This is a genomic window from Promicromonospora sp. NPDC023805 (assembly GCF_040639635.1).
GTDB lineage: Bacteria > Actinomycetota > Actinomycetes > Actinomycetales > Cellulomonadaceae > Promicromonospora.
Genome location: NZ_JBFAAH010000001.1, coordinates 364,905 through 383,044 on the forward strand (window position 1 = coordinate 364,905; position 18,140 = coordinate 383,044).

The 18,140-nt window shown below is 67.7% G+C and carries 18 protein-coding genes and 3 tRNA genes; 14 read left to right on the plus strand and 7 right to left on the minus strand.

The window, feature by feature from the left end:
• Positions 1-6: 6 nt before the first annotated feature.
• A complete protein-coding gene (locus AB0F70_RS01645; protein ID WP_357442775.1) occupies positions 7-612 on the minus strand; it encodes a helix-turn-helix domain-containing protein in 606 nt (201 codons plus the stop codon).
• An 84-nt stretch (positions 613-696) separates the two neighbouring features.
• On the opposite strand from AB0F70_RS01645, the gene AB0F70_RS01650 reads away from it, so the two are divergent.
• The gene (locus AB0F70_RS01650) at positions 697-1,707 is read left to right on the plus strand and encodes an NADP-dependent oxidoreductase (RefSeq protein ID WP_357442778.1); all 1,011 of its coding nucleotides are present in this window, start codon (positions 697-699) and stop codon (positions 1,705-1,707) included.
• Positions 1,708-1,778: 71 nt separating this feature from the next.
• Here AB0F70_RS01650 and AB0F70_RS01655 read toward each other — a convergent pair.
• The 3 genes from AB0F70_RS01655 to AB0F70_RS01665 form a co-directional block, all read right to left on the minus strand.
• Positions 1,779-1,853, minus strand: a tRNA-Val gene (locus tag AB0F70_RS01655).
• Positions 1,854-1,859: 6 nt separating this feature from the next.
• Positions 1,860-1,930: transfer RNA gene (locus tag AB0F70_RS01660), tRNA-Cys, on the minus strand.
• Positions 1,931-1,955: 25 nt separating this feature from the next.
• Positions 1,956-2,027 (minus strand) — tRNA-Gly (locus tag AB0F70_RS01665).
• 151 nt (positions 2,028-2,178) lie between these two features.
• On the opposite strand from AB0F70_RS01665, the gene AB0F70_RS01670 reads away from it, so the two are divergent.
• From AB0F70_RS01670 to AB0F70_RS01680, 3 genes are all read left to right on the plus strand, one after another.
• On the plus strand, positions 2,179-2,574 hold the full coding sequence (locus AB0F70_RS01670) for a PPOX class F420-dependent oxidoreductase (RefSeq protein WP_357442780.1): 396 nt from the start codon (positions 2,179-2,181) through the stop codon (positions 2,572-2,574).
• Positions 2,575-2,660: 86 nt separating this feature from the next.
• Positions 2,661-3,227 carry a dihydrofolate reductase family protein gene (locus AB0F70_RS01675; RefSeq protein WP_357442782.1) on the plus strand — a complete coding sequence of 189 codons (567 nt, stop codon included), beginning with the start codon at positions 2,661-2,663 and terminating at the stop codon, positions 3,225-3,227.
• Between the two features lie 61 nt (positions 3,228-3,288).
• On the plus strand, positions 3,289-4,113 hold the full coding sequence (locus tag AB0F70_RS01680) for an MBL fold metallo-hydrolase (RefSeq protein ID WP_357442784.1): 825 nt from the start codon (positions 3,289-3,291) through the stop codon (positions 4,111-4,113).
• Position 4,114: 1 nt separating this feature from the next.
• Here AB0F70_RS01680 and AB0F70_RS01685 read toward each other — a convergent pair whose 3' ends face one another.
• Positions 4,115-5,014: an alpha/beta hydrolase gene (locus tag AB0F70_RS01685; RefSeq protein WP_357442787.1), complete on the minus strand. Its 900-nt coding sequence runs from the start codon at positions 5,012-5,014 to the stop codon at positions 4,115-4,117.
• 111 nt (positions 5,015-5,125) lie between these two features.
• On the opposite strand from AB0F70_RS01685, the gene AB0F70_RS01690 reads away from it, so the two are divergent.
• Positions 5,126-5,773: a TetR/AcrR family transcriptional regulator gene (locus AB0F70_RS01690; protein WP_357443583.1), complete on the plus strand. Its 648-nt coding sequence runs from the start codon at positions 5,126-5,128 to the stop codon at positions 5,771-5,773.
• Positions 5,774-6,229: 456 nt separating this feature from the next.
• On the opposite strand, the gene AB0F70_RS01695 is transcribed toward AB0F70_RS01690, so the two are convergent.
• The gene (locus AB0F70_RS01695) at positions 6,230-6,730 is read right to left on the minus strand and encodes a MarR family transcriptional regulator (protein WP_357442790.1); all 501 of its coding nucleotides are present in this window, start codon (positions 6,728-6,730) and stop codon (positions 6,230-6,232) included.
• A gap of 46 nt (positions 6,731-6,776) precedes the next feature.
• Between AB0F70_RS01695 and pip the strand changes: the two genes are divergently transcribed.
• The 5 genes from pip to AB0F70_RS01720 all read left to right on the plus strand — a co-directional run bounded on the left by pip (position 6,777) and on the right by AB0F70_RS01720 (position 11,667).
• Positions 6,777-7,736 carry a prolyl aminopeptidase gene (gene pip / locus AB0F70_RS01700; RefSeq protein WP_357442793.1) on the plus strand — a complete coding sequence of 320 codons (960 nt, stop codon included), beginning with the start codon at positions 6,777-6,779 and terminating at the stop codon, positions 7,734-7,736.
• A 135-nt stretch (positions 7,737-7,871) separates the two neighbouring features.
• Entirely contained in the window at positions 7,872-8,735 is an 864-nt protein-coding gene (locus AB0F70_RS01705; protein WP_357442795.1) for a PHP domain-containing protein, read from the plus strand.
• An 88-nt stretch (positions 8,736-8,823) separates the two neighbouring features.
• Positions 8,824-9,651, plus strand: a complete 828-nt coding sequence (locus tag AB0F70_RS01710; protein ID WP_357442797.1) for an aminoglycoside adenylyltransferase domain-containing protein — start codon at positions 8,824-8,826, stop codon at positions 9,649-9,651.
• 118 nt (positions 9,652-9,769) lie between these two features.
• On the plus strand, positions 9,770-10,276 hold the full coding sequence (locus tag AB0F70_RS01715; RefSeq protein WP_357442800.1) for a hypothetical protein: 507 nt from the start codon (positions 9,770-9,772) through the stop codon (positions 10,274-10,276).
• Positions 10,277-10,818: 542 nt separating this feature from the next.
• Positions 10,819-11,667: an alpha/beta hydrolase gene (locus tag AB0F70_RS01720; RefSeq protein ID WP_357442802.1), complete on the plus strand. Its 849-nt coding sequence runs from the start codon at positions 10,819-10,821 to the stop codon at positions 11,665-11,667.
• A gap of 562 nt (positions 11,668-12,229) precedes the next feature.
• Here the strand turns inward: AB0F70_RS01720 and AB0F70_RS01725 are convergent.
• Positions 12,230-12,769, minus strand: coding sequence for a hypothetical protein (locus AB0F70_RS01725; RefSeq protein ID WP_357442805.1), 540 nt, complete (start codon positions 12,767-12,769; stop codon positions 12,230-12,232).
• Between the two features lie 312 nt (positions 12,770-13,081).
• Here AB0F70_RS01725 and AB0F70_RS01730 point away from each other — a divergent pair, with 312 nt between their 5' ends.
• The 4 genes from AB0F70_RS01730 to AB0F70_RS01745 all read left to right on the plus strand — a co-directional run bounded on the left by AB0F70_RS01730 (position 13,082) and on the right by AB0F70_RS01745 (position 17,797).
• A complete protein-coding gene (locus AB0F70_RS01730) occupies positions 13,082-14,086 on the plus strand; it encodes a hypothetical protein (RefSeq protein WP_357442807.1) in 1,005 nt (334 codons plus the stop codon).
• Positions 14,087-14,613: 527 nt separating this feature from the next.
• On the plus strand, positions 14,614-16,617 hold the full coding sequence (locus AB0F70_RS01735) for an alpha/beta hydrolase (protein ID WP_357442810.1): 2,004 nt from the start codon (positions 14,614-14,616) through the stop codon (positions 16,615-16,617).
• Positions 16,614-17,444 carry a hypothetical protein gene (locus AB0F70_RS01740; protein WP_357442813.1) on the plus strand — a complete coding sequence of 277 codons (831 nt, stop codon included), beginning with the start codon at positions 16,614-16,616 and terminating at the stop codon, positions 17,442-17,444. Before AB0F70_RS01735 ends, AB0F70_RS01740 begins: the two co-directional genes overlap by 4 nt.
• Positions 17,441-17,797 (plus strand): DUF6507 family protein, encoded by a 357-nt coding sequence (locus tag AB0F70_RS01745; RefSeq protein ID WP_357442815.1) that lies wholly within the window; start codon positions 17,441-17,443, stop codon positions 17,795-17,797. Before AB0F70_RS01740 ends, AB0F70_RS01745 begins: the two co-directional genes overlap by 4 nt.
• Positions 17,798-18,140: the final 343 nt, after the last annotated feature.

Genomic DNA, 18,140 nt, shown 5'->3' on the forward strand with positions numbered 1-18,140 from the left:
CGTGCGTCAGTAGGCGCGAGCCGCCTGGTCACGTGCCGCGGTGAGCAGGTCCCGAGCGGCGGCGAGCGTGCGGTCTGCTTCAGCCGGGGCGATCCGCACGAGCGCGAACGCGGCGATCGAGAGCCCTGTGGCCGCGTCGGCGAGGCGCTCCCGCTCCTCCGGCGCTGCCGCATCGAGGTAGGCGGCGACCCCACTGCCGATCGCCGCGCGCAGCTCGTCGCGGTAGTCGGCGACGACGCGCGCCACCTCGCCGTCGTGCACGACCGGCGCGGTGGCGGTGTTGATGAGCAGGCAGCCGCTGGTCGCCGACATCGAGTCGGTACGCGCGAACGCCTCCCGCAGCCCGTCCAGGTACGTGAGCACCGCCTCCGGTGCGACGACGTCGGCCTTCAGGGGGCGCAGCCTCGGCCGGATCACCTCGTCGAGATAGCTCTGCACCGCGGCGTCGAACAGCCCTCGCTTCGAGCCGAACGTGTTGTAGATGCTCGACCGGCTCAGCCCCGTCGCCTCCTCCAGGGCTGGGACCGAGGCGCCCTCGAACCCGGCACGCCAGAACAGGGTGCGCGCCGCACGCACCACCACATCGCGGTCGAACCCTTGTGTCCGAGCCATCCCTGCCTCCAGTTTCTGAAACGCTCGGTCCAGTATATATTGGAAGAGTCATTACAGAATAGATCCACCCCGAGGGAGCACGTCATGTCCGAGTCCATGAGCACGCAGATCCAGCTCGTCTCCCGCCCGACCGGATGGCCCACACACGAGAACTTCCGCACCGTGGCGGTCACCCACGACGCCCTCCGGCCCGGTCAGGTACGCGTGCGCAACGAGTTCGTCTCCGTCGACCCGTACATGCGGGGACGGATGAACGACGTACGCAGCTACGTCGCCCCCTTCACGCTCGGGGAGACCATCCCTGGTGGTGCGATCGGCCGCGTCGTCGAGTCGGCCGCCGACGGCGTCCCCGTCGGGGCGGTCGTGCTGCACCAGCACGGCTGGTCCGACACGGTGCAGGACGACGCCTCGACGTTCCGCGTAGTCCCCGACGTCCCCGGCGTGCCGCTCTCGCTGCGCCTGCACGTCCTCGGCATGACCGGGCTCACCGCGTACGTGGGGCTCACGGCGATCGCCGGGATGCGGGAGGGCGACACCGTCTTCGTCTCCGGCGCAGCCGGCGCCGTCGGCACCGCCGCGGGCCAGATCGCCAAGCTCCTCGGAGCCAAGCGGGTCATCGGATCGGCAGGATCACCGGAGAAGGTCGCCCTGCTGACCGAGAAGTACGGCTACGACGCCGCCTTCAACTACAAGGACGGCGACGTGCGTGCCCAGCTCGCCGAGGCCGCGCCCGACGGGATCGACGTGTACTTCGACAACGTCGGCGGCGACCACCTCGAAGCCGCCCTCGCCGCGTTCAACGACGGCGGGCGTGCCGCGCTCTGCGGGGCCATCGCCGCCTACAACACCACGGAGAAGACCCCCGGGCCCGACAACATGGCCAACATCATCACCCGCGGGCTCACCCTGCAGGGGTTCACCCTCGGCGCCTACCTCCACCTGGCCCCCGAGTTCCAGGAGCGGATGACGGCCTGGTTCGCGGCCGGAGAGATCTCCTACGACGAGACCATCGTCGACGGCATCGAGAACACCGTCGACGCGTTCCTCGACATGATGCGCGGCGCCAACACCGGCAAGATGCTCGTCCGCGTCTGAACGCAGCTGAACGGAGACATGCAGAAGGCCCTCTGACCGGCGTCTCCGCCGGCCAGAGGGCCTTTCCGTGCTGGTGGGCGATACTGGGATCGAACCAGTGACCTCTTCCGTGTCAGGGAAGCGCGCTACCGCTGCGCCAATCGCCCATTGCGAGGTGGGTACGGGATTCGAACCCGTGTGTACGGCTTTGCAGACCGCTGCCTCGCCTCTCGGCCAACCCACCGTGCTCTCCCACCAAAATGGGTTCGAGCGGATGACGGGACTTGAACCCGCGACCCTCACCTTGGCAAGGTGATGCTCTACCACTGAGCTACATCCGCGTTGCACCAGCTCGGACCCTTTCGGGCCCCTGTTGGTGACGCTCCGGAAGAGTAGTTCACAAACGGTGTGCCGGTCCAATCGAAATGGCCTCGCCACCTGCGACGCGTCTTCCGGAGCCTCTGGGCCCAGGTGCGGGCTATGTTCTGCCGTATGAGTGCGACCGACCTCGTCCCCGCCCACCTGATACCGATCCTGGAAGCGCCGAACTACGGCTTCCTCGGCACCATCCGCCCGGACGACACAGTCCAGGTCAACCCGATGTGGTTCGACTTCGACGGCGAGACGCTGCGTTTCACGCACACCACGAAGCGCGCCAAGTACCGCAACCTGCAGCGCAACCCGTCGATGAGCTTCGCGATCCTCAACCACGAGAACGCGTACGGCTACGTCGAGCTCCGCGGCAAGCTGATCGAGACGATCCCGGACCCGACCGGTGCGTACTACGTCCACCTGGGCAAGCGCTACGGCAACCCGGACCAGCTGCCGCCGCCGGACAGCGCCGACCGCGTCATCCTGGTGATGAGCATCGAGCACTGCTCGTCGTAGCAGCCGTCATCGGCGCGGGGCGATGAGTTCTCCGCGCACGGCCGGTCTCTCCTGGTACAGAAGATTCCCCGACGAAGGAGAGACCGATGCCGAACCTGATGGTGGACTTCATCATCTCGCTCGACGGATACGCGGCGGCCGAGGACTGGCCCGGCCTGTGGGGCATGGGCGGGCCCGAGTACCTGGCCTGGATCAACTCGGACTCCGAGACGTCACACACGACACTCATGGGCGCGACGACGTACCGGGTCATGTCCGGGTTCGCCGCCAAGATGCCCGACGATCCCCTGACCACCATGCCCAAGGTGGTGTTCTCGTCGACGCTGACGGCGCCGCTCTCGTGGGCCAGCTCCGAGCTGGTCGACGGCGACGCCGTAGAGGTGGTCCGCGAGCTGAAGCGCACCTCTTCGCGCCCGCTGCGCACCATCGGCAGCCTCAGCCTGAGCCGGTCGCTGCTCAGGGCGGGCCTCGTTGACCGCTTCCGCGTGGTGGTCTTCCCCGTCATCACGGGCGCCAACGGCAAGGAGCGCATCTTCGACGGGTACCCGGACGTCACGCTCGAGTTGGTCAACAACCACCTGTTCGACGGGCAGCTCCAGCTGCTGGAGTACATCCCCACGGTGCTGGATGCGCCGCCGGCGGCTGGTGGCTGAGTGTCGGGGCGGCGTGCAGGGTCCCGACAGGCAGATCCACTCCACGAGCGGAAGGAAGCCCATGCTGACGCAGGTCGCTGAGGGTGTGCTGGTCCATCAGAGCGAGCTTCTCCAGAACAACACGGTTGTCGTGCAGGGCCGGGACGGCGTGCTGGTCGTCGATGCCGGGATACAGAACTCGGAGATGGCCTGCCTCGCGAACGACCTCCACGAGCTGGGCCTGCCCGTCGTGGCGGGCTTCTCGACGCATCCCGACTGGGACCATGTGCTCTGGCACGCCGGGCTCGGCGAGGCGCCCCGTTACGGCACGACCCGCTGTGCGGCCGACATGCACGAGCTGCGCTCAAGGGCGGGCTGGCAGGCCCGCGTCGCCGAGGCCATGCCGCCCGAGATCGCCGACGACGTGCCGCTGGACCTGTTCGGCCTCCTCACCGGCCTGTCCACCGGGACCGCACGGATACCGTGGGACGGCCCGGATGTTCGGATCATCGAGCACCCCGCACACTCCCCCGGACATGCGGCGCTGCTGGTCGAGGGAAGCGGGGTCCTCGTCGCCGGCGACATGCTCTCCGATCTCTTCCCTCCGATGCTCGACGACTTCAGCGACACCAACGACCCGGTCGAGGAGTACCTGGTCGGGCTGCAGCTGCTGGAGGACGTGACGGCCGACGTCGATGCGCTCGTCCCGGGCCACGGGTCCGCCGTCGGCGGAGCCGACCAGGTACGCGCAAGGATCGAGCTGGACCGTGCGTACCTGGACGCGCTGCGTGACGGCCGCACTCCCGACGACCCGCGGATCGGCTCGGACAGGCCCGGCTGGGAGTGGGTGAGTGGCATCCACGAGGGGCAGGCCCAGAGCTTCGCCCGGTGGCGGTCTCGGGCATGAGCTAGACCGAGTCAGCCAGCTCGCGGACAGCACGTGCCACCTGCGACCACAGGGGCTCCGGCAGGTCGTGTCCGACGCCGGGCCAGGTGACCATCCGGGCCCCGTCGAGGCGGGCGGCGGTGGCCCGCCCGCCCGACTCCCGCAGGATCGGGTCGGCGTCCCCGTGCATGACAAGGGCCGGCCTGGTCAGCTCGCTCAGGCGCGGGCCGTGCCACTGGGCACCGATCTGCCGACTCTGCGCGGCGCGGTCACGCGGCCCGGTGTCCACCTCACGTTCGATCCACTCCCGTGCCGCGTCCTCGTCGAACGGGTAGGCCGGAGACGCCACGCCCCGCGCGACAGCGAGGCCTGCGGCGACGTCGCCCTCGCGCCCCGCAGGAAACGTCATGCGTGCTAGCCGGGCGAGCAGGCCGAATCGCAGGTAGCGGGCGACTCCGACACCCGAGACGTCGCTGGGCAGAGCCGCGGAGGACACCACGCTGCGCACCCGGCCGGGGTGCCGCAGCCCGATCCGCTGGGCGACGGTACCGCCCAGGGAGTGCCCGAAGACGTGCGCGGACGGCCAGCCGAGGGCATCGAGCACCGCGACGGCGTCGTCGGTCATGTCCTCCGCGCTGTAGGCGCCGCCCCTCCTGCCAAACAGCGCCGCGAACGGGTTTCCGGTGCGGGCCGAGGGCATCCGGGTCGACTGTCCGGCGTCGCGCTGGTCATAGCGCACGACGTGGAAGCCCTGGTCGGCGAAGGCTCGGCACAGGCCGGCGGGCCACCAGAACCGAGAGGTGCCGAGGCCCATGACGAGCAGCAGCGGATCGCCGTCGGATCCGAGCAGCTCGTCCCAGGCGATCTCCACCTGCCCGTTGCGGGCGTATCGCGTCGGGCTCCACCTCGCTGTGTCGGTCATGACAGGCCCCTTCCGCTTATGCGAACAGCGTTCGCGTAAACTGCAACCTACACTTCACGAACGGCGTTCGCATAATCCGGGGCTACGGGGAGGTTCATCGAGATGTCGGCAATGGTCGAGCTGGGCTCGTCCTCAGCAAGCCCTCGACGCGGCAGGGCGCCAGGACACAGCCGCCAGGAGATTGCCGCGGCTGCCATCGAGGTCGCTGATAGCGAGGGGCTCGGTTCCGTGACCATGCGGTCGGTCGCGCTAGCCCTGGGTACCGGGGCGGCCTCGCTCTACCGCTACTTCAGTACTCGCGACGAGCTCCTCGCGCTCATGGTCGACGAGGTCACCGGCGAGCTCCGCCTGAACGGACCGGACGATCGCCCGTGGGTGGACCAGATGCTTGACCTGGCCCACGACGCGCGGGATCTCTACCGTCGCCACCCCTGGATGATCGAGGCGTCGAGCACGGCGCCGGCGCTCGGCCCGAACGGGTGCGCCTACCTCGAGCACGCGCTCGCCGTCCTCGCGCCGACCCGGTCGGACGGCGGCACGATGCTGGAAGCGGTAGCCGTCTTCAGCGCCGTGACGAGGCTGCTCAGCAAGGAAGAGCACGACCGGCGAGACCCGGGCGAAGCGCATGCAGCTCTCGCGCCATCCACTGATTCGTTTCCGCACCTCGCTGCGGCACTGGCCGACACCGGTCCCTCCGCGGACCAGTTCGACCGGGTCCTGCGACGGGTACTCAGTGGGCTGCTCCCGAACGACCGCTGACTCATGACCAACACCCCCGCGCCCGCCTGGCGGCCTACCGGGCTCGGCTGGACCGAGGACGGCGCCAAGCTGGAGTGGCTCTCGCCGACCGGTGACGTGCGGGCCAGCGCGGTTGATCTCGGTTTGCGACTGTCGCTCGGGGTAGGGCTCGACCGGCGGTGTGTCGGGCTGTGGTGGGACGGCCGCCGAGTGCCCTGCACTGCTCGGGCACCGATCGACGCGGGTGCGAAGTCCGGGCAGTGCGACTCCTGCGCGGCGATCGCCCGCACCCGGTCGGTGGCGACCGATACCGTCCTGGACGACCCCCGCGAGTTCTGCGTCTATCTCGCCCACCACGGGAGCGTGGTCAAGGCCGGGATCACCGCGACCGAGCGCGGGCCAGCCCGGTTCCCTGGGCGACGTCGTCCGCTCGTTCACTTTTCCGACCGCGCCGAGTGGTGCAACCGGGGGAACCCGTTAGCTGGAGCCTCCACTGGTCGCCTGGCGCTCGTAGGCCGCCGAGATCCGCTCCTGGAAGGGGCGGCGGTGTACCGCTTCCGCCACCTCTGTCAGCAGGCCAGCTAGCGGCATCGAGACCTCCGCGTCCAGCTCAGCCATCGCGTCCGACGTCGCGTCCCACTCGGCAGTGATCGTCGGCAGCAAGGCCTGGGCCTTCGGGGTCAAGGTGATCAGCCGCCGGCGGTTGTCGCCTGGGTCGGTGGAATGGCTGGCGAAGCCCGCTCGTGCCATCTGGGTCGCCGTCTGGCTTGCGGCCGAGTGCGTGACGCCCACAGCCTCCGCCAGGTCCCTGATCGACATGGGGCCTTCGGCCACCAGCGCCCGGATGATCGGGGAGAAACGTGGCCGGTACTCAGGCAGCCCCTGCTCCTGGTAAACCTTGGCCACGTCGCCATCGAGCAGCTCGAGGACGTGGCGGAGCAGGGTGCCGAGGGCTTCGGAGTCGGGGTGGCGCTTCACGCTGTTAATCTAACAGCGCTGTCATAATCCCGAGGAGGCGTCCCGCATGACGAAGATCTATCCCCCCGTGGAGCCCTACGAGCAGGGCATGCTCGACGTCGGGGATGGCAACCGCGTGTACTGGGAGACCTGCGGGAACCCTGAGGGCAAGCCCGCGCTGGTGCTGCACGGCGGCCCGGGGTCCAGCGCCGGGCCGTTCTGGCGTCGGATGTTTGACCCCGCGGCCTACCGCGTCGTGCTCCTCGACCAGCGTGGCTGCGGACGAAGCACTCCCGATGCCGCCGATCCGGAGACCTCGCTGGCGACCAACACCACTGCCCACCTGATCGCCGACATCGTGTTGCTTCGCGAGCACCTCGCCATCGAGCAGTGGACGGTCCTCGGCGCCTCCTGGGGCGCCACGCTCGGTCTGGCGTACGCTCAGCGACACCCTGATCGCGTCTCGGAGATAGTGCTGTTCAGCGTCACCAACACCAGCCGCCGCGAGGTGGAGTGGGTCACCCGAGACATGGGGCGGGTCTTCCCTGAGGAGTGGACCCGCTTTCGCGACGCCGCTCCGGAGCCGGAGCGCGACGGCAACCTGGCGGAGGCGTACGCCCGGATGCTCGCCCATCCCGATCCGGCCGTGCGGGAGCGGGCGGCGCGCGAGTGGTGCCGGTGGGAGGACGTGCACGTCTCCACCGACCCTGGGCGCCGACCCGACGCCCGGTACCAGGACCCGCGCTTCCGCATGCGGTTCGCCCGCCTGGTCACGCATTACTGGGGACACGCCGGCTTCCTGGAGGACGGGGCGCTGCTGCGCGACGCAGGAAAGCTCGCAGGTATCCCTGGTGTGCTGGTCCACGGACGCATGGACATCAGCGGACCCGCGGACATCGCGTGGAATCTGGCACAGGTCTGGTCAGATGCGGAGCTGGTCCTGATCTCCGACGAGGGCCACGGGATGTCCGGTGAAGCCACGCTCGACGCCGTACTGGCGGCCACCGACCGGTTCCGGCGCGGATAGGCGCAGCCGCCAGTGTCATGAATCGCTGAAGATTCGTGGGCTGCTGCCGACTCCGTGGACGATCCCGATGTGGTGAGGCGGCTGAGGCGCGCGCCCGGTCGGGACGATCAGGACAAACGGTGGCAGCATCGGCTCATGACATTGCCGGCTGACAGCCACGTTCACAGCGAGTGGTCGTGGGACACGGGCGGCCCGCAATCTCAGGCCGTCGGACGCATGCGCGCCACCTGCGCCCAGGCCGTGCGGATCGGCCTGCCTGCGCTCTTCTTCACCGAGCACCTCGACATGCCGGATACGTGGCGCGCCGAGCCCGAGGACCTGAGGCCACACCAGCAAGACCTCATCAACGATGCGGGCCGCGTCGACTTCGCCGTGCTGGACGCGGAAGGCTACTTCGACGCCATCGATCGCATGCGGCATGACTTCCCCGACCTCCGGATCCACACCGGGGTGGAATTCGGGCAGCCGCACCTGTTCGGCGCCCAGGCCACGGAGATCGTCGATCTGGGCCTGATCGACCGGGTACTCGGCTCGCTGCACACCCTCGACCTCGGCGACGGCGCCGCGGAACCGAGGACGCTCTTCCATGACCAGGATCCGGCAGTCGTCATGCGTGCCTATCTGGAGCAGGTCCCCGTCATGGTGCAGGGGTCGGACGCGTTCGACGTCTTTACGCACATCGACTACGCGGCCCGGCACTGGCCTACCGAAGCTGTCGGGCCGTTCGATCCGCGCCCGTTCGAGGAGGGGTTCAGAGCTGCGATGCGGTCGATTGCCCAGAGCGGACGAGCCCTCGAGATGAACACGCGACGACTCTGGTCGTGGATTCCGCAGTGGTGGGCCGAAGAAGGCGGCACGACGGTCAGTATCGGTAGCGACGCTCACACACCCGACGCGATCGCGGCAAACTTTCCCGAGGCCACGGCAATGCTGGAGCATTTCGGGTTCAGCCCGGGAAGTGTGGCGGAGGAGCTGTGGACGAGGTCGCGGCCCCTTTAGGGATACTGCCTCAGCGCCGTCGACGAGACGGTACGCACAGCGTTCGCCGCAGCCGTGTCCTTCAGCACGCTAATTACAGGAGAGAAGCATGACGCTGCCGGTCCCTGTCCAGGACGTCTGTGACCACTTTCTCGCGCTGGCCGAGCGGGAGCTGCCTGCGGGTCTCCTGACCGGGCTGTACCTGCATGGTGGGGTGGTCTTCGGCGAGTGGGCGCCCCGCGAGTCCGACGTCGACTTCGTCGCCACGCTCGCCTACCGGCCAGGGCCGGCGGAGGTCGAGGCGCTGCGGGGCGTGCACGCGCAGATGGCCGCGCACTCCGCGGTCCGGTTCGACGGCCCGCACGTACTGGCCGCCGATCTGGCGAGCGACCCGCGCACGGTGCCACCGATGCCTGAGGTGATGTTCACCAGGAAGCTCGAAGTGGTCGCCTCGCCGTCGTGGATGATCGTCTGGCACGAACTGGCCCGGGCCGGGATCACTGTCACCGGGCCCGAGCAGTCCACGCTCGGGGTGTGGACCGACCAGGAAGCGCTACGTGACTACACCGTGGGCAACCTCGACACCTACTGGCGGCGCAACGCCGAGGGCCTGGCCCGGGCGACCCCTGCTGATCTTCCGGCCGATGAACGCGAGCGCGACTATCTGCTCTCACATTGCGTCCTAGGCTCGGTGCGTCTGCACCACCTGCTGGTCACCGGCGAGATGACCGCGAAGTCACGCGCCGGACGCTGGGCGCTGACGCACTACGACGAGCGCTGGCACCGGGTGCTGACCGAGGGCCTGCGGCTGCGCGATGGCGGTAGCGGCTCCGGGTACTCGGATCAGGCCGATCTGCTTCGGGACGTGCGGGAATTCCTGGCCTACGTCGTGGAGACCGGCACTGGCCGACCGGTCGTCACGAAAGCCGTCCGATGACCTGCGGATGATCCGGTCATCGGGCGTGCGCCTGGGGCTACATGCCGGGACCGATACCGTGAATATCTACGTGGCCCGTGCCCACGATCTTGTCGCACGTTAGGCCAGACTCATTCCCATGGAACAGCAGTGGCATCCAGACATGCAACGGCGGATTCTGGCCGGACCCACTGCACGTGCGTGGCAACATGCGGGTTCGGTCCTCCTGGTCGTGTCCCTCGCGTCGTTCGGCATCCTGACCGTCGGCATCGGGCTGTCGCTTGTCGGGATCGTGCCGAAGGATCTGCCCTACTTGTACGTGACGCTCGTTGTGTTCCTGACGTCCGTGCTCCTGGTCGGGCGGGGCAGCTTCAGTCCGATGATGTGGGTCGTGGAACGCCGAGAGAAGCAGGAACGCGCCGAGGGTTACACGACCGCACTCAGCGCTGTGTATGAGGACGACATAGCAGTGGACGTCGTCGACTGGCGTACTCGGCGGGTGATCCGCATGGCGTACGAACCACTGGTGGAGAGTAAGTACTTCGCCGACAAGCAGGCACAGATTCGAGACCGGATCCGCCTCGTGCGTACGGAGAGCAGGACCCCTCGAGACGGCCTTCGGCGTGGTCCAGAAGGACCTTCATGAGTCCTGCCACTGACGCTGCACCCACGGTCTGCCCGGATTCGATCAACGCCGGGATCTCCGCGAGCGGCATCCACCGGATCTCCTCCGCCTCATTAATGTCCAGAGCGGCACCCGTGTCACGCCCGCCGCGGGCGAGGTAGACGGTGTTGGGCTGGTCCACGGTGCCGGCCATCCCGAACTCGACACCGTCCGGGCAGACGCACGCCGGCGATGCTCATGTTGGCTCAGAGGGTGTCATCCACCAACCGCTCGCCCAAGATCTCGCACGCCCGGCAGCGTACGGCCTGGTCGGACGAGCGACCCCGGCTGGCGCGACGTCTGCCCACACCAGTCCACCAGCACCAGGCACGCGAAAGAACCCCTGCCAGCGTCTCCGCCGGACAGAGGACCTGTCGTGCCTGGTGGGCGATACCGGGATGGAAACTGTTCCACTACCAGCTCTCACCTGCAACGACGGTGTCAGGTGTTGCCCGATCCGCCACGCAGCCCTTGGTGCCGATATTCCATGGACCTGGACACCGGGCAGGCACGACGATCCACACATGAATGCCCTGGAGATCAAGAACATCGACGGCACCGCACCCCACGGGCACGGCGTCGTCTGGATGAACGTGCCCTACGCAGAAGCGTCCGGCCGCGCGCTGCATCTGCAGATCATCTGGCCGCCGATCGAGGACTGGTTCACCCCGAGCCAGTACCCGACTGTCGTGTTCGTCCAGGGCTCAGGCTGGGGCAAGCAGGAGCTCGGGCAGTGGCTTCTCGCCCTGGCCGAGTTCGCGCGGCGCGGGTACGTCGTCGCGATCGTCGAGCACCGGCCGAGCGACGTCGCGCCGTTCCCCGCCCAGGTGGAGGACCTCCGGTCCGCGGTGCGCTTCCTGCGCGAGAACGCCGGCCAGTACCGGATCGATGCAGACCGGATCGCGCTGTGGGGCGACTCCTCCGGCGGCCACCTCGCAGTACTGACGACAGTGACCGACGGCGTAGCCGGCGCGCCCGGCGTGCACGACGACGAACCCCTTGGCGTTCGCGCGGTGGTCGACTTCTACGGGCCGAGCGACCTCTCGCTGATGCCTGAGGACCCCGCCTGTGTCCAGCTCCTCGGCGGCATCGACCCCCGCCAGCACCCCGACACGGCCGCGCCCGCCGCCGCGTCGACCCACATCCGGCCCGCGACCGAGCAGGCCCTGCCGCCGTTCCTGGTCATGCATGGCAGCGACGACGAGGTCGTGCCGTTCGAGCAGAGCGTCGTCCTCGGCGACGCCCTGGTGGCGGCAGGCCACCGGATCGAGCTCTACCGGCTCGACGGTGCTGGCCACGGCGCGGGCGGGTTCTTCAGCGAGCCCGTCATGGACATCGTCGACCAGTTCCTGAAAGAGAACCTCGAACAGTGACCGTGCAGGCGCAGGCGCAGAACTGGAGCGTTTGAGGCCCTTGGCTCCGAAGCGGTGAGCGGTCCACGGCGCCGCTGCACCAGCGCGTGCGCGATGAGCCATGAGCCCTATGGCCACCATGTCGTCTGTGCGCATCAGCGTCCGCTAGCGCGATCGTGAACATAGGCGCCCCAGTCCCGGGCCGCCAGAGCGGCCCAGGCGGCTGCGTTCACGTCGCTGGTGCGGGAGCTCGGTCAGGTTCGAGGAGGGCATCGTCGCGGCGAGCTGGAACTCCACACCAATCCACCAGCACCAGGCACGCGAAAGGCCCCCCCAGCCAGCGTTTCCGCCGGCCAGAGGGCCTGTCGTGCATGGTGGGCGATACTGGGATCGAATCTGTTCCAGTACCTACTCTCACCTGCAACGACGGTGTCTCTGAGCCGAGCGTGGGACCCAGTGGGACCAGGATCTTGGCAGGACGGTGGGCTGTGCAGAAGGTGCTGTCACAGGCCGGGGACGACGAGGCGGGTGCGACGGCGTCCGGGAGTCACTTTATGTCTCGGGGCTCAGCTCCGCGACACCGTTACACACCGGGCGCGGTGAGCACTTTCCCGATGGTGAAGGACTCGCTGTCTCGGACTCCGAAGTCCGACCATCGGATCGGGATCTGCTGCGGGCCGAGGTTGTCGTCCGGCCCAACTGCATGCGCCGCGACATCCTTCCGGTACTGCAAGAACGATTCCACAACACCCCGAACAGACCTCGCAGAGATGCCGCGCGCCTGCAGAGGGCGCTCGTCGTCGCGGCGGTGATCAATCCGCCATGCCCGGAGCACAGACTGCCGTTTCGGGACGTTCTCGGCCACGACCATGAGCGTCCGCCCGTGGATGCTGCCGATGTCGATGAAACCGCGCCGCAGCCAGTACGACTCGACCGTTTTGCCGTCGTAGTCAAGGGGGATGTACGTGATCTGGTAGCCGTCAGCGAGGATGTCAGTCACCCCGGTGAGCACCCAGACTTGGTGCCGGGAAGTGCCTCGCGCTCGTTCTCTCTGCTCAAGGGCGCTGAAGAGTGCCTCGCGCAGGTAGTCGGGGCGCTTGGTGGTCAGCTCGGACTCTGTCATCGGCTCTCCAATGGTTGTTAGATCCCGGGCACCGTGCACCATGTGGCCTGCGACAGTTCCGATGCCCGACCCTTGGCACGAAATCATCCTCGGTACTGAACGCCGATGGCTTCACCGCATGTGATGGACAGTTGCCGAGCCTTCGGCCAAGGTGCAGCGATGCGTATCAACCGCCGTCCGGCCAGTGTTCGAGTTCGATCCACTCCGCGACGGAGAGCTTCGCCCGAAACTGGTCGAGTGGGACGTATGCGTGCGACGGCGGCAGGGGGCACATCTCCTGCCGAGCTCTGGACGAGCCCCTGGTGGGTCGAGGTGCTGTTCCCGGTGCTCCTGGCGCTCGGGCTCCCCGTCATCGTGGGCGTCCTGCTCCAGGACCCCGCGACCGATTGGTCGCTGTGGGATGCGGTCGGAGATGGATTCGACGGGTTCATGCCGATGGGGCCGGGCGGTCAGCTGGGCATGCTCCAGACCTTGGTGGGTGTCGCGGTCGCTGCAACGTTCGCCTTGATGGACACAGTCCGCCGTGGGCAGACAGTGGCACGCCTCTACCGCGGTCGGGGCCGCCGCACCGATGCGTTGCTCGTACGCGAGCTGCGCTTGCTCGACCGCATCAACGGTATCGAGTGGCTGGCCTGCCACCTGTTCATCACCGCATGCATCCTCTTGACTGCGTCGTACTGGCGGTACGGCGGCGACGGCTGGGCCCTGAACGGGCTCATGTCGGCGAGCCTCGGAGCGTGGATCTTCATCCAGATGCAGAAGGTCCGGCACTCGACCGCGTTCGCTCACGACGTGCGCGAGGCAGATCGGATGCGGATCGAGCATGCTGTCGAACAGGCGGTGTACCCCCTGCCCCTCGACCGCCTGGCGTCCGCCCGCTGGACTCTCCTGGCCACGCTCGCGCTTGCCTCCTGCGTGTCCGTGATCGCTCTGCTACCCGTGGGGGTGGCCCAGGTCGTCGTCATGGGGCTGGTAATGCCCATCTGGTTCGGCGCCGCTATTCAGTCTCGCGAGGCCGCGGTCGCCTACGTTTTTCAGCAGCGGCCGTGGAGTTGGGTCGGCCATGGAGTTGCCTACGCGTTCTCGCTCCTGGCGGTGCTCATCACTGGTCTTGCGAGCACCAGCCTCAGGATGAACGACATGACTCCGTACCTGATCTACCTCGGCATCCACACAGCACTGTTCGTGCTACTCGCCCTTGGGTTCGCCAGCCGCGGCCCGGTCAAGTCCCTGCACGTCATGACGCTGCTTGCCACAGAGAAGCGTCTGGTGGGCTCCCGGCGTTCGCGAAAGCCCGTGGTGGTCTTGCTCGACTGAACTCCCGGTGCCGAACAGCGCCTCACGTTACGCAACCCAACTCGACTCCCCGCTACTACGGCCACATGGGCCGGTAGGGCATCTTCCGCGGACGTCGAGGAGGCTCCGCTCAGCGATTGCGGCCTTCGACGGGTCAACGCTCGGGCTCGGCAACGCCGTCGGGCTCGGTGTCGACTCGCTCACGGGAGCCTCATCCGACGGGTCGTCGGCCTGGCAGGCCACCAGGCTCAGGCTGAGGACGAGAACAGCAGCCACGCCACCCAGGCTCGTCGTCATGCGGGTCACGAACACCGACTCCACAAGATCCCATGGGCCGGGCACGCCTCGACCAGGCACATCACCACATCAAACGAATGTCGGATCTCACGGTATAAGGTCGACTTCACCCCGGCAATGAATGCCCGGCCGGCTCCGCACGCCAAGCTCATCGAGCTGCGCCACTTACCTGGCCCGGGCCCTGTTGGCCTGCTTCACTGTTCGCCGGGGACTCGCCCGGCCGGGCGAGAGGTGTCGACAGGGAGTGTTCAATGGCTGGTCAGGGGGCCCTCACAAGCAGCGACGGCCTGGTTGACAGTGCCGCGTTCCCGTTCCAGGCCAGCGATCTGGACGTGGCCTGGCTCGAAGAGCAAGCACAGTGGTGCCGAAAGACCGGTGAGAAGGTCGAAGAGGCCACCGGCACCGCCTTCAACCTCTGGTCCGGCGTGAAGGAGCACTACGACGCGCCCGAAGCATCGCAGCTCTATCAGGCGATGGACCCGGTCCAGGACCGCGGCAAGCACGAGTCGAACATGTGGTTCATCGCCGCCGGGAAGATCGACGGCTACGCGTACGAACTTGCCCCGTTGAAGCAGAAGCTCGCGGCGCTGACCATCGAGATCGACGCGTTCCGCAACAGTGTCGCCGCGGGTGTCACGATCGACTTCTACGACGTCGAGCGCGGTCGCGTCACCTTGGAGCCCCCGGAGCTGGCCGAGTGGTACGCCGGCGCGAAGACGTCCGGGTTCGTCGCCTGGCATCAGCACACCCCGACCGTCGAACGCAACCAGGAGCTCATCGCGGAGGCCCGCCGCCTGTTCGACCAGATCGAGACCGCACGCGCCGAGCTCGAACGCCGCCTGCGAGAGCTGCGCGACGACGCCGACGGCCAGGCCGGCTGGGGTGCGAACGACCACCGTCCCGGACAAGCGGGGGTGGATGCGGATGACATCTCGTGGTTCGCTCCGGATCAGGACTGGTTCGAGAACGCGACGCCCGAGCAGGTCCGCGAATGGTGGGACGGCCTGGATGCCTGGCAGCGCGCGGCTCTCATTGCGGGGATGCCGCTGGTGATCGGGAACCTCAACGGCATCCCCCTGGCGACACGGGCGGAGGCGAACGAGATCAACATCCGCAACGAGGTCGCGCGGCTCGGAGCAGCGATCGAGAATCTCGACCGGCAGATCGCCGCGGGACCGCCGCCGGGTGGGTCCTTTGGTGGCTACCTCGCGCATCTCGACGCCCTCAAAGAGCAGCGCGCGGCCGCTGCCGAGGCTCTTGCGTCGTACAAGGGCTACCTCAACCTCCAGGATATGCCAGGCGACATCGAGTTTCGGGAACGCTGGGAATATGACGAGAACGGAGCCAAGACGGTACGGACGGGCGTGAACGTGATCGCATTCGACCCCAGCAAGTCCGTCCTCGCCACGTACTACGGCACGTACGACGCCAACGGAGACATCCCAGCCGACATGCGGAACGTGCTGGTGCACTCCCCCGGGATGGGCACGGACACCGTCGGGTTCCGCCGCACCGACGAGTCGCTCTACAACATCTACTTCCAGGCAAACCAGTCGGGCATCCGGGATACGTCGGGTGGGTCGACGGCGGTAATCGCGTGGGCCGGCGGGGTGTATCCGCAGGCGATCAACGAGGCGTTGGACTCGGGGTACTACTACGACCTGGGCCCGAAGTTCCACGAGTTCGTCGACGGCGGTGTGAACCCACCCGACGACGCACGCCTGACCGTAACCGGACACTCCTACGGTGGCGCGATCGTGGCGACCGCCGAGAAAGACGGCCTGCGCCCGGACGCGGTTGTGTACGTGTCGGCTGCCGGGTACGGGATGGGCATGGACTCGGTGAAGGATCTCGGCACCGAGAACATCCCGCACTACTCGATGATGGTCCGCAACGACACCGTGACCGGACCCATCCAGGACAACTTCATCCACGGCGGCTCGCCTATCCACGACGGCCAGTACGTGCTGCGCCTGGAATCCGGGACCGACGCCGCAGGAGCGCCGTTGGAAGACTCCGGCCGTTTCTGGGACTCACACTCGGCCATCTACTACAACGAAACCACCGGGCAAGCGAACATCGTGGGCGTCGCCACAGCCACGCAGGTCGAGGTCTACGCGCCGGGTGGCACGGTCGGGAACCGGTACGGCGGGGTGACCTGGCGCAACGGCATTGAACTGCCCGATTACGAGGCGAACTTGATCGACGTCGACGACTGGGAGAACCAGCCGCCGCAAATCCGGGAGCAGCCATGAACCACCGCTACATGAGACGACGCCAGGCCGCCGCAGGCGTGCTGACGGCTCTGTTCCTGACCCTCCTGACCGCGTGTGGAGTGACTGACGTGCACATCGACGAACTCGGCAATGAAGCAGAAGCCATCGGGGAGTCCCTGCTGGCCACTATCGACGACGTGCCGATTGAGGAACAGCTCGGCCCCAACTCCGGCTGGACGTGGACCAACGTCGAGATGGGCGGCGAAGACCCAGGCTCGCAGCGCTATTGGGGCTGGAACACCGGCTTCATCTTCGCTGAAGACACCAAGGTCACCCCCGAAGAAGCTGCCGACCGTATGGCCACGGTACTGAAGGACTCCGACGACGGGTGGACCGTTGCCGAGCACAGCGGCAACGAGGGCGGTGGCCACTGGCAGTTCGAGCGGCCGGCCGAGGCAGGCAGCCACGGCCAATGGGTCGTCGCGATCTACTTCTCGCGCGACGACGACACATCTGGCCAGCAGACTGTGGACATCAACATCGTCGGCCCTTCTACCGGTAACCGCGCCGAGTCGGAGAAGGTCAAGCAGCGCGACGCCGCGCGGGATGCCGTCCGCGAGTTCGAGACAGCCGCCGCGGCGATGGAACGGGCTCTGGACCGTTACGACAAGGAAATCGCGGACGCGCGCGCGATGGCATTCTTCGGGAGCGCTGAGCGCAAGACCGCGTTCCTCGAAGGCGTGTCCCGCTGGCGGGCAGCCTCGAGTGAGATCCGCGACTTCATCCAAGCTGCCCGCGCGGCCCTCGACCTGCCGGCGCCAACGTCGCCCGCCGCGGCCCGCGCACTGTTCGGCGGGGATCGATGACCGGCTGGAGCATCGGGCCAGAGCCGGTCCGCACGATCATCGCCAAGGCCGAGATTGAGCAGCAGGCCCTGGTGACCGTCCGCAAGGACGTCGAGTCCCATGACGCGACCAGTACCACCCCCGGTGCCGATGCGATCGGGGAGTTCTTCCGGTCGCGCGTTCCCGGCCTGCGATGGATCGACGAACGCATCACCGCCGTCACTGTTGGAGCCTCGGGAGCGCTCCAGGCCTACGAAGACGGCGACGAACTCATGGCCGGACAGCACCAGCGAGCAGCTGCCACGATCGGTGCTCTGCCCCCGATGCCGAGACCCCGCCCGCAAGCACCCGGCGGCCTGCCCATCCCGCAGTAGAGACGAGGTGGAAACCCGGCGAGGCGGCCAACGCCCCGTGGTGGTCCGTACTGCGGTACCCCAGGTGAACGTTGAGTACGTACCTGTGGAGAGGAAGTTCGACCAACGACATCAGGCGCCAGAAGGAACGGCCGAGCGCACGGACTGCTGGCCTTGGCCGGCGTGCTGCCCCGTGACGCTCCTCGGGGCCTGCGGCGTTACAACGGCCAAGTGCGAGCAGCTGATCAACGAGACAGTTGCGCAGGTCCAGGGTGTGGAATCCGTCGAAGCCGTGTGCCGCGAGAGCTTCGGAAGCTCGGTGCGAGCAGGGGTGCGGCCGACCTGACCGCGAAGACCAAGCCGG

Excerpts from the sequence above, each read along its gene's own strand:
- AB0F70_RS01645 (WP_357442775.1), bottom strand. The coding sequence starts at position 612 with ATGGCTCGGACACAAGGGTTCGACCGCGATGTGGTGGTGCGTGCGGCG.
- AB0F70_RS01650 (WP_357442778.1), top strand. The coding sequence starts at position 697 with ATGTCCGAGTCCATGAGCACGCAGATCCAGCTCGTCTCCCGCCCGACC.
- AB0F70_RS01670 (WP_357442780.1), top strand. The coding sequence starts at position 2,179 with ATGAGTGCGACCGACCTCGTCCCCGCCCACCTGATACCGATCCTGGAA.
- AB0F70_RS01675 (WP_357442782.1), top strand. The coding sequence starts at position 2,661 with ATGCCGAACCTGATGGTGGACTTCATCATCTCGCTCGACGGATACGCG.
- AB0F70_RS01680 (WP_357442784.1), top strand. The coding sequence starts at position 3,289 with ATGCTGACGCAGGTCGCTGAGGGTGTGCTGGTCCATCAGAGCGAGCTT.
- AB0F70_RS01685 (WP_357442787.1), bottom strand. The coding sequence starts at position 5,014 with ATGACCGACACAGCGAGGTGGAGCCCGACGCGATACGCCCGCAACGGG.
- AB0F70_RS01690 (WP_357443583.1), top strand. The coding sequence starts at position 5,126 with ATGGTCGAGCTGGGCTCGTCCTCAGCAAGCCCTCGACGCGGCAGGGCG.
- pip (WP_357442793.1), top strand. The coding sequence starts at position 6,777 with ATGACGAAGATCTATCCCCCCGTGGAGCCCTACGAGCAGGGCATGCTC.
- AB0F70_RS01705 (WP_357442795.1), top strand. The coding sequence starts at position 7,872 with ATGACATTGCCGGCTGACAGCCACGTTCACAGCGAGTGGTCGTGGGAC.
- AB0F70_RS01710 (WP_357442797.1), top strand. The coding sequence starts at position 8,824 with ATGACGCTGCCGGTCCCTGTCCAGGACGTCTGTGACCACTTTCTCGCG.
- AB0F70_RS01715 (WP_357442800.1), top strand. The coding sequence starts at position 9,770 with ATGGAACAGCAGTGGCATCCAGACATGCAACGGCGGATTCTGGCCGGA.
- AB0F70_RS01720 (WP_357442802.1), top strand. The coding sequence starts at position 10,819 with ATGAATGCCCTGGAGATCAAGAACATCGACGGCACCGCACCCCACGGG.
- AB0F70_RS01725 (WP_357442805.1), bottom strand. The coding sequence starts at position 12,769 with ATGACAGAGTCCGAGCTGACCACCAAGCGCCCCGACTACCTGCGCGAG.
- AB0F70_RS01735 (WP_357442810.1), top strand. The coding sequence starts at position 14,614 with ATGGCTGGTCAGGGGGCCCTCACAAGCAGCGACGGCCTGGTTGACAGT.
- AB0F70_RS01740 (WP_357442813.1), top strand. The coding sequence starts at position 16,614 with ATGAACCACCGCTACATGAGACGACGCCAGGCCGCCGCAGGCGTGCTG.
- AB0F70_RS01745 (WP_357442815.1), top strand. The coding sequence starts at position 17,441 with ATGACCGGCTGGAGCATCGGGCCAGAGCCGGTCCGCACGATCATCGCC.